Here is a 13,033-nt window from a genome sequence, read left to right on the forward strand (position 1 = left end):
GGTGCCGGCCGGCGGCATTTCGCGTGCCGACGCCGATCATGGTGAACGCCGGGACCGCGGTGGACGTACCTGTGGGCGGTCGTGCGATCCGTGCGGCCGACCGCAGGCAGGGGAGGCACGTCTTGGCCGGAAGCAACGTCACCGCGCTGTTCCGCGCGTCCACCGCGCACAGCCCGTCCTACTTCTCCCTGAACAGGGCGGGCGGCGGCGCCGGAGAGATCGTCGACTTCTGCATCCCCTGCAACCCGTACTTCCCCACCCCCGCCATGTTCGACGAACTCGGCCGGCGCCTGCGGGAAATCCTCACCTACTACCCGAGCAGCGCCGGCACCATCACCGGCGAGCTCTGCCGGCTGCTGGGCCTCAACCCGCAGACCGTCGCCATGGGCAACGGCTCCACCGAACTGATCACCTGGATCGACCACCTGCTGGTGCGCGAGTCCCTCGCCGTGCCCGTACCGACCTTCGGCCGCTGGACCGACCAGCCCATGGAGACCGGCAAGCGCGTCGACATGCTGCTCCTGCCGGAGGCGCGCGGGTTCGCCCTCGACCCATCCTCCTTCGTGCAGTTCGTCCGGAGCAGAGGCTCGCGCGCCGCCGTCGTCTGCAACCCCAACAACCCCGACGGCGGGCTGCTGTCCAAGCACCAGGTCCTGTCCCTCCTCGACCAGCTGCAGGACCTCGACCTGGTCGTCGTCGACGAGTCGTTCCTCGAATTCGCCGACGCGGGCGAGGAGACGAGCGTCGCCGCCGAGGCCGTGCTGCGGCCCAACGTGATCGTGCTGCGCAGCCTCGGCAAGAACTTCGGTCTGCACGGAGTGCGCTTCGGCTACCTGGTGGCCAACCCGGCCCTCGCCGGCCGCGTCCGGAACGCCCTGCCGAAGTGGAACATCAACTCCTTCGCCGAGACCGTGGTGTTCATGCTGGCCGAGCACCGCGCGGAGTACGCGCAGAGCCTGCGCCAGGTGTGCCGCGACCGGCAGGAGATGATCTGGCGGCTCTCCCAGGTGCCGGGCCTGACCGTCTACCCCTCCCAGGGCAACTTCGTGTACGTCCGCCTGCCGGAAGGCGCCGACGGACAGGTCCTGCGCGACCGGCTGCTCGCGGAGCACGGCGTCCTGATCCGCGAATGCGGCAACAAGATCGGCAGCTCGAGCCGGTTCGTACGCCTCGTCGTGCGCCCCGACCCCGATGTGGTGCGGCTCGTCTCGGCGATGGAACAGGTGCTGTACGGGCAGCAGATACCGGTCCAGGCGCCCGCGCCCCCGCCGGAGCCGGTGCGTCCCATGCTCGCGCAGGCCGCTCCGCTCGCCCTCGCCCAGCAGCCGGTCGCCGCCCAGGGCCTCGCCCCGGCCGGCGGAGACGACCGGCCCGCCGTCCCGGCCCGCGCCATGACGGCGGGCTACACGTCCGGCACCGCCGCCGTCGACCGCCTGATCGCCCCGAGCTGACCGCCCCGGGGAGCGGGCGAGGCCCGTCGTCCGGCCGGACGACGGGCCCGGGGCGCGTACCGCTCCTACGCGTAGGCGAACGGCTGGTAGTCGGCCAGCGACCTGAAGTCCCGGTACAGCGCGTCGAAGTCACGGTTCCACACCAGGAACGTGCCGCCCACCGTCACCAGGTCCGAGGTGCCCTCCACCCGGTCGCCGGGGCGCACCGTCCACCGCATCTCGTACGAGCTGTCGATCTCCGGCTCCAGCCGGCCGCCGACCACTCCCGCGCGCAACGGCATGCACGCGTCGAAGCAGTACACCTGCTCGCCCTCCCACGGGCGGCTGCGGACACCGCTCTCGACGCCGAACGCGACGTTCACGAGGGCCTCGCCGTAGTGGCGTTGCATCGCGGCGAGCCCCGACATGCCCTTGAAACGGGCACCGACCTCCAGGAACACCAGCTCGTCGTCCCCGGTGAGGAACAGCTCCAGATGCGAGGCGCCGTCCGGGCGGCCCAGGGCGTCCAGGGCCTCGCCGGCGAAAGCGACCATGCGCGCCACGCGAGGGTCGTCGTCGAGCAGGTTGATGTCGGCGTTGACGCGGCCGCCGGCCACGTCCGCCGAGTTCACCAGGTACTCGGTGACCCCGCCGAAGACGGTCCTGCCCGCCGCCGAGATGATGTTGACGCTGTAGATGCGGCCGTCGATGAACTCCTCGTACTCGTACGCCCGCCCCAGCTCGCCGTCCTCCGGAAGCGCCGAGAAGTCGTCGTAGCCCGCCACGGTGACGACGCCGATGGACCCCGCGGAGTCGGTCGGCTTGAGCACGAACGGCAGCCCGACCCGGCCGGTGATGTGGTCGAAGTGGGCGCGCACGCCCGCCCGGTGGCGCTCCGGCTCCCAGGAGCCGAACGCCGGCGCGCGCACGCCCGCCGCCGCCACCCGCCGCTTCATCTCCAGCTTGTCGAGGAAGGGGATCACGTCGGCGGGATACGGCCCCGAGAGCCCGAGCCGCTCCCGGATCTCCGCCGCGCCGAGCACGTTCTGCTCCAGGTACGTGTGGACGGTCAGCCGGTCCCGGGTCGTTCCCGCCAGCAGCGCGGCGACGATCTCCGTCCCCGCGGCCACGTCGATCTGCGGGGTGAGGAGCGGCGACGGGTCGGCCTCCGCCGTCGGCACGACATGGACCTCGTCGAACCAGCCGTGCCAGGCGTCGGTGAGGTGGGCGGCGGCATCGGGCGCGGAGAAGATCCCGACGAGCCGTACGGACTCCGGGTCCTCGAACAGGGCGGGGTCGAACGCCTCGAGGCCCCGGGTGCCGATGAACACGGCGGTGTGCGGTGCGGCGTGCGCGGGGGCCGGGTCGGCGGCGGTCATGCCGTTTCCTCCTTCGTGGGACGCCCCGCGGCCGGGGCGGTCACCGATGCGAGCGTGCGGGCGGGCAGGGTGCCCGCGGGACGGGGTGAGGGGGCCTTAGGGGAGCCGGGGGCGGTGCGCTGCCGGCGGCGCAGGGCGGCGTACTCCCAGCCCGCGACGAGCAGCACGATCACGGCCACGTCGATGCCGATGGCCCATTCGACGCCGATGGTGTCCATGCCGAGCGAGAAGGCGAAGCCGGCCAGCGCCATGAGGCTGTAGTAGACGGCCGTCAGCAGCCCGACCACCGAGGACACCCGGCTGTCGGGGGAGTGGGCGATCAGCCGCTTGTACTGGTGCGCCCAGACGACCTCACCGGCGCAGACCAGCAGCACGAACACCGCGAGCGCCGGACCGAGGCCGCCGCGCGCCAGCGGCAGGAGCGCGTACATGAGGGCGGCGAAGCCGACGAGGGCCACGGTGAGACGCGCCTGGAGGTGTTCCGGCACCATCCCGCGCCGGCTCAGGTACTGGTAGACGAAGACGCCCGCGAACACGGCGAGCCACTCGGCAGTGAAGAAGACCGCCATCCCGGACGGGCCCATGTCGAACCAGAGCTCGGGCACCGCGGTGATCAGCACCTCGTACGTTGCCTGGAGGGCGGTGACCGCGAGAACGATGTAGAAGAACGCGGAGGAGATCACCGGGCTGCGGGCGATGAGCACGGCGGCCGAGCGCAGGTTGGCGACGACGTTCTCCGCCGCTCCGGCGCTCTCCCGCCGTGCCGCCTCGATGCGCTGCCGGTTGGGCCGCACCAGCGCGAACAGCACGGCCGACAGCAGGAACGTCACCACGTCGAGGAGCACGACCGTGCGCAGGTCGACGAAGCGGAGGACGAAGCTGCCCACCGCGCCGGCCGCGGCGATGGCCAGGAAGAGACTGGAGTTGAAGACCGTCGAGTAGGTGTCGGTCTGCTCCTCGTCGAAGAACTGCACCAGCGCCTTGACCCGGGCCGCGTTCACCGCGCTGTTGAGGAGCGCGCGGGCGAACACCACGCCGACGGCGAGCGGGAACATCCGGGGCGACAGCGCGGCCAGGAACAGCAGGGTGACGGCGGCTGCCACCACGTTCAGCAGCACGAGGAGCCTGCGCGCGTCGGCACGGTCGATGGACCGGGTGGCGAGCAGGCCGACGAACAGGTTCGCGATCCAGTCGGCCGCGAAGACCGCCGACGCGAGTGTGGCACTGCCGGTCTCGCCGTAGACGAACGCCACGTACGAGATCATCAGCAGCTTCGAGCCGAACAGCGAGACGAACGACGCGACGTAGGACAGAAGGAAGTTGCGGTTCAGGTAGACGCCCATGGCACGGTCCTCGGTAGGCGTGCGGACGGGGCCCGCCGGCGTCGGCGCGCTGCGGGCCCCGCTGTCACACAGCTGAAGCGGCGGTCACGGGCGGTGGACGCTCTCCGGCCACTTCTTGTCCTCGCCCACCCGCGACACCAGCGGGATGTCCCGGATGTCGTCGTGGTTGAGGACCCACATCAGGAACCGCTCGAGGCCCATCCCGAAACCGGAGGTCCGCATGGGCAGTTCCTGCTTCATCTCGGCGTACCAGGCGTAGTCGCGCTCGGGCACCTGGTGCATCTCCAGCGCCTTGCGGATCTGCTCGGCGTCGGAGTGGCGCTCACCGGAGCCGACGACCTCGCCCATGCCGAAGAACAGGTCCGCGTTGGCCGCGGTGCGCTGCTCCTCGTCGCCGAAGGCCTGGTAGAAGGGCACCGACAGGTGGTCGAAGTGGGTGACCCACATGAACTCGTTGACCATCTCCATCAGCTTGTGCTCGCCGCGGCGGGTCAGCGTGCGCCAGGTGCCCTCGTCGCGGACGCAGCCCTCCTCGCCCTGCAGGAGCGAGACCGCCTCCTCGAAGGTGATCCGCGGGAAGTGGCCCTTGTACTCGGCCATGCGGCTGAGGTGCGAGGTGTCGCCGGCGGCGGCCGCGATGCGGTCGCCGTACGCCTCCAGGACGTCCGCGGCCAGCGCCTTGACGTACCCCTCGACGTAGTCGATCAGCTCGTCGATGCCGCCGGGGATCTCCGCCTCGCTGTGGCTGTACTGGTTCAGGTGCGTCGTGTCCGGCTCCTCGCCGCGGAACGACGGCATGATGTTGTAGCAGCCGCCGGGCGCGAGGCGCATGCCGTACTCGAGCATGAACTGGTTCGAGTCCGGCAGGTACGTGTCGACACCGTTCACCGTGACCGGTACGGGCTCGGAGTCGCTGCCGAGGCCGGTCGGGCACGTGATGGTGCGGACCGTCAGCGGCAGGTAGAGCGCTTTGAGCCCCCGCGACGTCGCGTACTCGACGGTGGTGCGGTGTATCAGATCCTGAAGATCGGCCACGAGCTTGTACCACGGCGAATTGAGAGCCCTCAGGAATTCGCCGGGCTCATTTCCCCACGCGTTCGGCGGCCGGACGGCCGCGGGCTTGACGGAGGTAGTCGTCGTGGTGTCCAGAATCGTCATGCTTCCACTCCAGTTCAGCGGTGATCGACGGTGATCAGCGAATGCATCGGTAGCGTTCAGGGCGACCGCGGCGATACGCGGCCGGGCGATCGAGACGTAATCCTCGGAATTCAGCGCGACGGAAAGGTCGAGCCGGGCCGCGTTGAAGAAGATCTCCTCCTGGCGCAGCAGTTCCGGGTCCACCACCGCTTCGAGGTCGGGGTGGAACGAGAACGGCGTGATCGAGCCGCACACCGCTCCCGCCAGCTCCTCGGCGGTGTCGCGCTGCGCGAAGGAGACGTCCTTGCCGCCGTAGAGGCGCCGGACGCCCTCCAGGTCCACGAGCCGGTCGCCGGGGACGACGGCGAGGACGTAACGGCTGCTGCGTTTCGTGATCTTCACGCGGACCACGATGCATTTGGCGGCCTGGTCCAACGGGTGTCCGCGCAGTCGGCTCGCGACGTCCGTACGGCCCTCCGGTGCGTGGCGCAGCAGCCGGAATCGTGCTCCCTCGGACTCGAGGAGTTCCAGAATTCGCCCGCACACCCCGGCGTCATTGCTGACGTCGAGGAGTTCGGATGGCGGAGCCATGTGATTTCCCCCATCTGGCGCCGAGCAGCCAATTGTTTGGCCGCCGAGTATGCGAAAGACGGTAGGGGGGCGGTCACTTGGCCGCGAACGCGTGCCGGGTGACTTCATCAGGTTTCCGGCGGCCGTTCGGGCGCGAGCCGGTGGACTTTTCGCAGTGCGGTACGCGGCCAGCCTTCGGTGGTTCACCGCGGGCACCGCAAACGGTCGTCTTTGGCTGGGTGACGGGGCGTGGCAGGACCCCTGGAGTGGACGAACAGGTCCTGCCGCCCCGGCGGCGAGGCGCGGTGCGCGCGCAGCCCGTGGCGCGACGTGCCGACGCTGGTCCGCCCTCGGGCGCCACACGGTGTGGATGCTGCCGGACTTCCCCGGCATGCGGGCGACGTCGGTCAGGCGGTGGGCCGGGTCAGGGCCGGGTGCTGCGTACCGGCGGTCCGCGGCATGCGGGCGACGTCGGTCAGGCGGTGGGCCGGGTCAGGTGCAGGGCGCTGCGTACCGGCGGTCCGCGGCATGCGGGCGACGTCGGTCAGGCGGTGGGCCGGGTCAGGTGCAGGGCGCTGCGTACCGGCGGTCCGCGGCATGCGGGCGAGGGGTCTGGCCGTGGGCCGGGTCAGGGGCGCGGTCCGCGGCGTGCGGCAGGTGACGCGACGTCAGGGCCCAGTGGCGGCCCGTGGAAAAGCGCGCCCCGGCGTCACACGCGGCACGGGTGCCACGGTGCCGCCGGGGCGGCGGGGATCAGGCCGCCGCGGCGGCCTGCGCGGTCACCTGCTTGAGGACCTCGGTCAGGGAGGTCACCACCTCGGCGTCGTCGGCCGGGTGGGTCTCGGCGAAGCGCGTCACGGAGCCGGGGATGGACAGCTTGACGTCCTCCAGGACCGCGGCGCCCGCGATACCGGCGGCCTTGCGGGCCTCGTCGTGCGCCCAGACACCGCCGTACTGGCCGAACGCGGTGCCGACGACCGCCACCGGCCGGCCGGAGATGGCCCCGGCGCCGTACGGGCGGGACAGCCAGTCGATCGCGTTCTTCAGGACGGCGGGCATGGTGCCGTTGTACTCGGGCGTGAACAGCAGGAGGGCGTCGGCGCGGCCGGCGGCCTCGCGCAGGACCGCGGCGGCGGCCGGTACGGAGCCCTCGACGTCGATGTCCTCGTTGTAGAAGGGCACGTCCGCGAGCCCCTCGAAGATCTCGATGTCGACGCCCTCGGGCGCGTGCTTGACGGCGGCCTCGGCGAGACGGCGGTTGTGCGAGCCGGCGCGGAGGCTGCCGACCAGGGCGAGGATGCGAACGGACATGGGAACTCCTGATGCCACGGGGGACGGTAAACCGGACCGAGGTCCGGTTCAATGTTGTACCAGTTATCCGGACTGCGGTCCACTTCTCGCCGTTCCGGGCTACGCTGGGGCCATGACCGGCCGCTTCCCGTCCCTGCCCCTCCTCCCGCCCGACGCCGACGCCGAGGGCGTGATCGCTGCGACCGGTTCCGCCCTCGCTCCGCCCGGCGCGCCGCAGCCCCTGCGCGCGGACGCGGCCCGCAACCGCACACGGCTCCTGGAGGCCGCCTCGGGACTGCTCGCGGAGTGCGGGGCCGCGAATCTGACCATGGAAGCCCTGGCTGCCGCGGCCGGAGTCGGCAAGGGCACCGTGTTCCGGCGGTTCGGCGACCGGGCCGGCCTGTTCCTGGCCCTGCTCGACCACCGCGAGCAGCAGCTCCAGGCCGCGTTCCTGTCCGGCCCGCCGCCGCTCGGCCCGGGCGCCCCGGCCGCCGAGCGCCTGCACGCCTTCGGACCGGCCGTGCTGCGTCACGAGCGCGACCACCACGAGGTGATCCTGGCCGCCCGGACGGATCCGGTCCGCCCGTACCGCGTGCCGGCGGCACGGCTGCGCCTGACGCACGTCACGATGCTGCTGCGCGAGACGGGTGCGTCCGGCGACGCCGAACTGATCGCGCACACGCTGCTCGGCTCTCTCGACACCGCCCTGGTCCACCACCTGGTCGTCGGACGGGGAATGCCGCTCGACCGCCTGGAGGCGGGCTGGCACACGCTGGTCGACCGCCTGGCACCGCCCCGCTGACCTGCGGCGGCCGTCACGCCCGCCGATCAAGAAGCACTACCGAAGGACGTACCGCCCGTGCTCGTCGCCCGCTCCATCGCCCTGTTCGCCGTCGCCGCCCTCTTCGAGATCGGCGGCGCGTGGCTGGTGTGGCAGGGGGTGCGGGAACACCGCGGGTGGATCTGGATCGGAGCAGGCGTGATCGCGCTCGGTCTCTACGGATTCGTCGCCACGCTCCAGACGGACGCGAACTTCGGGCGCGTCTTCGCCGCGTACGGCGGCACCTTCGTCGCCGGATCGATCGCCTGGGGCATGGTCGCCGACGGCTACCGCCCCGACCGCTTCGACGTCGTGGGCGCGCTGATCTGCCTCGCCGGAATGGCGGTGATCATGTACGCGCCGCGCGGCGGCTGAGGCCCGCCGCCTCGGCCTACCGGGCCCGGGCGGCGAGGAGGGCGACGTCGTCGTGGTCGTCGGGGTGGCGCAGGCCGTACAGCAGGAGGTCGCAGATCTCCTCCAGGGGCCGGTCGGGTTCGTCGAGGAAGCCGAGCAGGACGTTCAGGCGGTCGTCGATGGAGTGGTGCCGGGTCTCGACGAGGCCGTCGGTGTAGAGGACCAGCAGGTCGCCCGGGCCGAGGTCGGCCGTGGTGGTCTCGAACGGGATGCCGCCGACGCCGAGCGGCACTCCGGGGGGCAGTTCGAGCAGCGCGGGGGCGTGGCCGGGGCGGGCCAGCGCGGGCGGCATGTGGCCTGCGTTGGCGATGCGGCACTGCCTCGTGTGGGGGTCGTACACGGCGTAGAGGCAGGTCACGATGTAGTGCTCCAGGTCGCAGGTGATCTTGTCCAGGTGCTGGAGCACGGCGCCCGGGTCGAGGTCGAGTTCCGCGTAGGCGCAGGTGGCGGTGCGCAGCCGGCCCATGGTGGCGGCGGCGTCGATGCCGTTGCCCATGACGTCGCCGACGACCAGAGCGGTCTTGTCGTCGCTCAGGGGGATGACGTCGTACCAGTCGCCGCCTACTTCGCTGGTGGCCTGGGCGGGCTGGTAGCGGGAGGCGAGATCCAGTCCGGTGTGGTGAGGCGGGTGGTCGGGCAGCAGACTGCGCTGGAGGGTGAGGGCCGTGTTGCGCACGCTCTGGAACCAGCGGGCGTTGTCGATGGCCACGGCGGCGCGGCCGGCCAGCTCACTGGCCAGGACGACGTCGTCCTCGTCGAACGGGAGCGGATTGCGGGTGCGCTTGAGGTCGAGAGCGCCGAGCACCTCGCCGTGGGCGATCAACGGCACGGCGAGATAGGAGTGGACGCCGGCGCGGGCCAGGAGCGCGGTGGCCTCGGCGTCACGGCCGATGCGTGCCAGATCGCGGTCGCCGACGTGGCGCACCAGCACCGGTCGCCCGGTGTGGACGCACAAGGTGACCAGGCGGTCGCCGTCGTAGGCGGCGAGGTCACCGGGAGGGTCGGCGGCGTTCAGGGCCACGGTGGGGTACGCCGCCTTGAGGGCGAGGGCGCGGAAGAGTTCCGGGCCGTTGTCCGGTCTGCGCGTGGTGCGGCAGGCCAGAGCGGAATCGAGGACGTCCACGGCGACCACGTCGGCGAGCGCGGGGGCGGCGATCTCGGCCAGTTCCTGGGCGGTCTGCTCGACCTCCAGCGTGGTGCCGACACGGGTGGAGGCGTCGGCGATGAGGGCCAGGCGGCGCCGGGCGCGGTCGGCCTCGGCGGCCGCACGGTGCCGCTCGGTGACGTCGACGACCGAGGTGGCGGCGCCCAGGACCCGCCCGCCGGGGTCCTCCAGCCGGTAGAAGGAGAGCGACCAGGCGTGCTCGTGGTCGGGGTCGGCCGGTGGGCGGCCCACGTGGTACTGGTCGAGCAGCGGGGTGCCGGTGGTGAGCACCTGACGCAGTGCGGACTCGATGGTGTCGATGTCGGGGAAGGGCAGCGTCTCCCTGAGGTGACGGCCGACGTGGTCCTCGGCGGGTATGCCGTCGATGCGTTCCAGTGCCGGGTTGACCAGGAGGTACCGCAGGTCGGGGTCCATGAGGGCCAGACCGATCGGGGACTGGTTGATCAGCCGCTCGCACAGGGCCAGATCGGTCTCGACCCGCTGGAGCAGGGCGTGGTCCGCTGCGATGCCCAGGGCGTAGACGTCTCCGAGTTCGTCCAGCAGCCGCATGTTGCGGAACTCCACGAGGCGGCAGCTGCCGTCCTTGTGCTGGACGGTAAAGGCGCCGGCCCAGCTCCGGCCGGTCTCCATCACCTCCGCGAACAGACTCACCACGGCCTGCAGATGCTCGGGGTGGACAAGGAGCCGCGCCGCGTACTTGCCGAGCGCTTCCTCCGCGGTGTAGCCGAAGAGCTCACCGGCCTGAGGGGTCCAGAACACGATGCGCCCGTCGGCGTCGACGACCACCGCCGCAACACTCAGCACGTCCAGCAGGCCGGTCGGCCGGGGCGGCGGCTCGGCGCTGTACTCCTCACCGTCGGACCGGAAATCACCGTCGGACCGGAAGGATTCGGATGTCATCCCAGGTCCTCCTCCTCCACCGGCCGGCAGAACGTGCCGGCTTCGGGCCCATCGGCGCACACCTGGGTTCTGACACCGGCACTTCCATGCTGCCCCCGGCCGTCTGCCTTGCCCAACCCGGCACGTCGGCCCGTCCCGCGGAGCAAGAGGCGCGGCGCTGCGCGGCGGCTCCCCTGCGGCCGGAGCGGACGGCCCGCCGAGGGCAACCCGCCGGGACCGTGCACATCGGGCGGACAAGCAGGAACATAGTCGTGTAGAGGATGGAAGCAATGGATCCTGCGCGAAAAGGTGCCAAGGTGCCGGCCTCCGCAGGGCCGCGCGATCTCTTCGACGCGTCCACCGACGCGGCCGCGGTGGTGTCCGCGAACGGCGTCGTGGTCGGCTGGACCCGAGGTGCCGAGGAACTCCTCGGCTGCCCGGCGCAGGAGGTCGTCGGCGGCTCCGCCGCCTGTCTGCTGGCGATGCCAGGCGATCCGGTGCGAGTGGCCGGCATCGCGGAGCGGTGCCGCGGCGGAATGGGGTGGAGCGGTCTCATTCCCGTACGCACCGTGACGGCGGCAGCATCGACGTCTACCTGCGGGTCTCCGCGTCCTTCCGGATCGGCGGAGACGAGTGCTTCCTGGTCTCGGCACGGGAGCAGAGGCAGCAGTGGACGGTGGGCCAGTCCGTCCTCGACGGGTTCCTGACCCGCTCGCCGGTCGGCATGGCGGTGATGGACGCGCAGCTGCGCTACGTGTGGCTGAACGACACCCTGGAGCGCTTCGGCGGCGTGCCCCGTGAGCAGCGGCTGGGGCGACGGCTGAGCGAGCTGCTGCCCGGGCTGCAGACGGACACCATCGAGGGACTGATGCGCAAGGTGCTGGCGACCGGCGCCGGAGTGAGCGCGCGGACGGCCATGACCTCCGAACGCCGACATCTTGAGGCCAGAACCCTGTGACCCGCGGCTTCGAGATGCGGGATCCCGAAGCCGCCAGGACATCAGGGACATGGCCTCAGTGCCAGTTGCTGATCTTGACGTCGTGCGGTGCGGGCTCGCCCGTGCCGGTTTCCACCAGCTTCTTGAGGCTCATCAGGAAGGTCGCCCACTTGGTGCTGCAGTGGTACATGAACTCCACCGGCTCCTTCCAGCCCTCGTGCCGGAACAACACGATCGTGAAGCCGTCCTCCCGCTTGAGCTCGAAGCGGATCTGCGTGCCGAGCCACTCCTCGGGGCCGTCGACGACCTCCCAGACCACGCGCTCGGCGGGCTGAGCCTCCAGGACCTTCATGTCGAACCCGCCGGGCTCGAAACGGAACCGGATGACCCCCCCGGCATCGGCGTCGCCGTCCGTGTCCTGCGTCCACCAGCCCGCCAGCCCTTCGACCGTGGTCAAGGCCGCGTAGACGGCGTCGGGAGACGACGTGTCTCCGATCCTGTGCAGGATGTCCACCATCTCGATGCCTCCTCCTCGTGCAGGCGCCGGCATTCCGGCGCGGTTCATCGGCGCCGCCGACGGATGCGGCGGCGTTCGTTCGTGAGCGGTCAGCCCTCTTGGCTGCGCTGGATCGCCTCGGCGATCCGCTTGATGCGCTGCAGCCGGGCGTCCCACGCGGCCCCGACCGACGACAACTGCGCGACCGCGCGGGCGAGCTGGGCCTCGTCGACCTCGTAGAGCCGCTCACGTCCGGACGGCGTGACGTGGACCAGTCCGACCCGGTGGAGTACGCCGAGGTGTTTGGCGACCGCCTGCCGCGTGACCGGCAGCCGCTCGCTCAGCGTGGTCGCCGTCCCGCCGCCGGCGGTCAGCAGCAGGTCGAGCATCCGGCGCCGGGTCGGGTCCCCCACCGCCGACCAGAGCTCGTCGTCGACGGTGACGCTCATGGCGTCGACACCAGCCGGGCGACGTACGTGACGAGGCGGGGCAGGAAGTGGTCCCAGCCGGAGACGTGGTCGCGGTACTGCTCCTCGAGCACGGCCGCCTCCCAGCCCTTCTCCCGGAAGCCCGCCTCGGTGAGGCGCAGCAGCGTGCCGGCACCCGAGGGGACCAGCTCGAAGGTCACCAGGAGCGAGTTGGCCGGCGTCGCGTCCTCACCCTCGTCGTACACCCACCGGAAGGAGAACCGGCGGGGCGGGTCGGCCTCCACCACCGTGACCGGTACGACCGTCGCCTCCTGCGTGGTCCCGTCCCCGAACGAGATGACCCCGGTGGCGCCCGGCACCGGCTCGAGCTCTGCTTCGTCCGGCCACCACTCCCGGAGGTGTTCGGGCCTGCTGACGACCGCGTAGACCACCTCGGGCGTGGCGTCGATACGGATCTCCCGCTCGATGCTGCCGTACTCCATCCCGCCGCCCTTCCCTCTCGCAACCTTTGGTTGCTTATGAGTCTAGGTCGACGCTTCGGAATGTGCAACCTTTGGTTGCTCTTAGGGGTGGTCGGCGACCGCTGTCGACTGCATGCTCGAGTCCGGCTCCGGCGCGCACGGCGGATGCGCGCCGGAGCCGGTGGGACGCTTCGGTCAGCCGCGGTGAGGATCGTCCCGGACGGCGACCGGCAAGGTGCTCGTTCGGAGCCGGCCGCGCCTGCGGGGTACTCGCGACCGGCCGC

General features: G+C 71.4%; 11 protein-coding genes and 1 pseudogene. 4 read left to right on the forward strand and 8 right to left on the reverse strand.

The genetic code is table 11. The annotated features are described in order from the left end of the window. Positions 1 to 122 precede the first annotated feature (122 nt). Positions 123 to 1,451 (forward strand): pyridoxal phosphate-dependent aminotransferase, encoded by a 1,329-nt coding sequence (locus tag ACLB9X_RS07230; protein WP_410359404.1) that lies wholly within the window; start codon positions 123 to 125, stop codon positions 1,449 to 1,451. A 65-nt stretch (positions 1,452 to 1,516) separates the two neighbouring features. On the opposite strand, the gene ACLB9X_RS07235 is transcribed toward ACLB9X_RS07230, so the two are convergent. From ACLB9X_RS07235 to ACLB9X_RS07250, 4 genes are all read right to left on the reverse strand, one after another. Further along, positions 1,517 to 2,809, reverse strand: coding sequence for an acetyl-CoA carboxylase biotin carboxylase subunit family protein (locus ACLB9X_RS07235; RefSeq protein ID WP_410359405.1), 1,293 nt, complete (start codon positions 2,807 to 2,809; stop codon positions 1,517 to 1,519). Then, on the reverse strand, positions 2,806 to 4,152 hold the full coding sequence (locus ACLB9X_RS07240; RefSeq protein ID WP_410359406.1) for an MFS transporter: 1,347 nt from the start codon (positions 4,150 to 4,152) through the stop codon (positions 2,806 to 2,808). The genes ACLB9X_RS07235 and ACLB9X_RS07240 overlap by 4 nt, the downstream gene beginning before the upstream one ends. 84 nt (positions 4,153 to 4,236) lie before the next feature. Then, positions 4,237 to 5,880 carry an amino acid--tRNA ligase-related protein gene (locus ACLB9X_RS07245; protein ID WP_410359407.1) on the reverse strand — a complete coding sequence of 548 codons (1,644 nt, stop codon included), beginning with the start codon at positions 5,878 to 5,880 and terminating at the stop codon, positions 4,237 to 4,239. Positions 5,881 to 6,612: 732 nt separating this feature from the next. Then, positions 6,613 to 7,170 carry an NAD(P)H-dependent oxidoreductase gene (locus tag ACLB9X_RS07250; protein WP_410359408.1) on the reverse strand — a complete coding sequence of 186 codons (558 nt, stop codon included), beginning with the start codon at positions 7,168 to 7,170 and terminating at the stop codon, positions 6,613 to 6,615. Positions 7,171 to 7,282: 112 nt separating this feature from the next. Here ACLB9X_RS07250 and ACLB9X_RS07255 point away from each other — a divergent pair, with 112 nt between their 5' ends. Both ACLB9X_RS07255 and ACLB9X_RS07260 read left to right on the forward strand, forming a co-directional pair. Then, the gene (locus ACLB9X_RS07255; RefSeq protein ID WP_410359409.1) at positions 7,283 to 7,951 is read left to right on the forward strand and encodes a TetR/AcrR family transcriptional regulator; all 669 of its coding nucleotides are present in this window, start codon (positions 7,283 to 7,285) and stop codon (positions 7,949 to 7,951) included. A 57-nt stretch (positions 7,952 to 8,008) separates the two neighbouring features. Beyond that, a complete protein-coding gene (locus tag ACLB9X_RS07260) occupies positions 8,009 to 8,344 on the forward strand; it encodes a YnfA family protein (protein ID WP_410359410.1) in 336 nt (111 codons plus the stop codon). A 16-nt stretch (positions 8,345 to 8,360) separates the two neighbouring features. Here ACLB9X_RS07260 and ACLB9X_RS07265 read toward each other — a convergent pair whose 3' ends face one another. Continuing rightward, complete coding sequence (locus ACLB9X_RS07265) at positions 8,361 to 10,448, reverse strand: SpoIIE family protein phosphatase (RefSeq protein WP_410359411.1); 2,088 nt, start codon at positions 10,446 to 10,448, stop codon at positions 8,361 to 8,363. A 269-nt stretch (positions 10,449 to 10,717) separates the two neighbouring features. Between ACLB9X_RS07265 and ACLB9X_RS07270 the strand changes: the two are divergent. Next, a pseudogene (locus ACLB9X_RS07270) lies at positions 10,718 to 11,331 on the forward strand (PAS domain-containing protein); the annotation flags it as partial. 109 nt (positions 11,332 to 11,440) lie between these two features. Here the strand turns inward: ACLB9X_RS07270 and ACLB9X_RS07275 are convergent. The 3 genes from ACLB9X_RS07275 to ACLB9X_RS07285 form a co-directional block, all read right to left on the reverse strand. Beyond that, positions 11,441 to 11,881 carry an SRPBCC family protein gene (locus tag ACLB9X_RS07275; protein WP_410359412.1) on the reverse strand — a complete coding sequence of 147 codons (441 nt, stop codon included), beginning with the start codon at positions 11,879 to 11,881 and terminating at the stop codon, positions 11,441 to 11,443. A gap of 89 nt (positions 11,882 to 11,970) precedes the next feature. Continuing rightward, positions 11,971 to 12,309 (reverse strand): ArsR/SmtB family transcription factor, encoded by a 339-nt coding sequence (locus tag ACLB9X_RS07280; protein WP_410359413.1) that lies wholly within the window; start codon positions 12,307 to 12,309, stop codon positions 11,971 to 11,973. Further along, positions 12,306 to 12,770 (reverse strand): SRPBCC family protein, encoded by a 465-nt coding sequence (locus tag ACLB9X_RS07285; protein ID WP_410359414.1) that lies wholly within the window; start codon positions 12,768 to 12,770, stop codon positions 12,306 to 12,308. The genes ACLB9X_RS07280 and ACLB9X_RS07285 overlap by 4 nt, the downstream gene beginning before the upstream one ends. Positions 12,771 to 13,033: the final 263 nt, after the last annotated feature.

Origin of the sequence: Streptomyces sp. 5K101 (genome assembly GCF_046506645.1) — a bacterium.
Lineage (GTDB): Bacteria > Actinomycetota > Actinomycetes > Streptomycetales > Streptomycetaceae > Streptomyces.

Bases quoted from the DNA above. Each gene is read 5' to 3' on its own strand.
- ACLB9X_RS07235 (WP_410359405.1), bottom strand. From the start codon at position 2,809: ATGACCGCCGCCGACCCGGCCCCCGCGCACGCCGCACCGCACACCGCC.
- ACLB9X_RS07240 (WP_410359406.1), bottom strand. From the start codon at position 4,152: ATGGGCGTCTACCTGAACCGCAACTTCCTTCTGTCCTACGTCGCGTCG.
- ACLB9X_RS07245 (WP_410359407.1), bottom strand. From the start codon at position 5,880: ATGGCTCCGCCATCCGAACTCCTCGACGTCAGCAATGACGCCGGGGTG.
- ACLB9X_RS07250 (WP_410359408.1), bottom strand. From the start codon at position 7,170: ATGTCCGTTCGCATCCTCGCCCTGGTCGGCAGCCTCCGCGCCGGCTCG.
- ACLB9X_RS07255 (WP_410359409.1), top strand. From the start codon at position 7,283: ATGACCGGCCGCTTCCCGTCCCTGCCCCTCCTCCCGCCCGACGCCGAC.
- ACLB9X_RS07265 (WP_410359411.1), bottom strand. From the start codon at position 10,448: ATGACATCCGAATCCTTCCGGTCCGACGGTGATTTCCGGTCCGACGGT.
- ACLB9X_RS07275 (WP_410359412.1), bottom strand. From the start codon at position 11,881: ATGGTGGACATCCTGCACAGGATCGGAGACACGTCGTCTCCCGACGCC.
- ACLB9X_RS07280 (WP_410359413.1), bottom strand. From the start codon at position 12,309: ATGAGCGTCACCGTCGACGACGAGCTCTGGTCGGCGGTGGGGGACCCG.
- ACLB9X_RS07285 (WP_410359414.1), bottom strand. From the start codon at position 12,770: ATGGAGTACGGCAGCATCGAGCGGGAGATCCGTATCGACGCCACGCCC.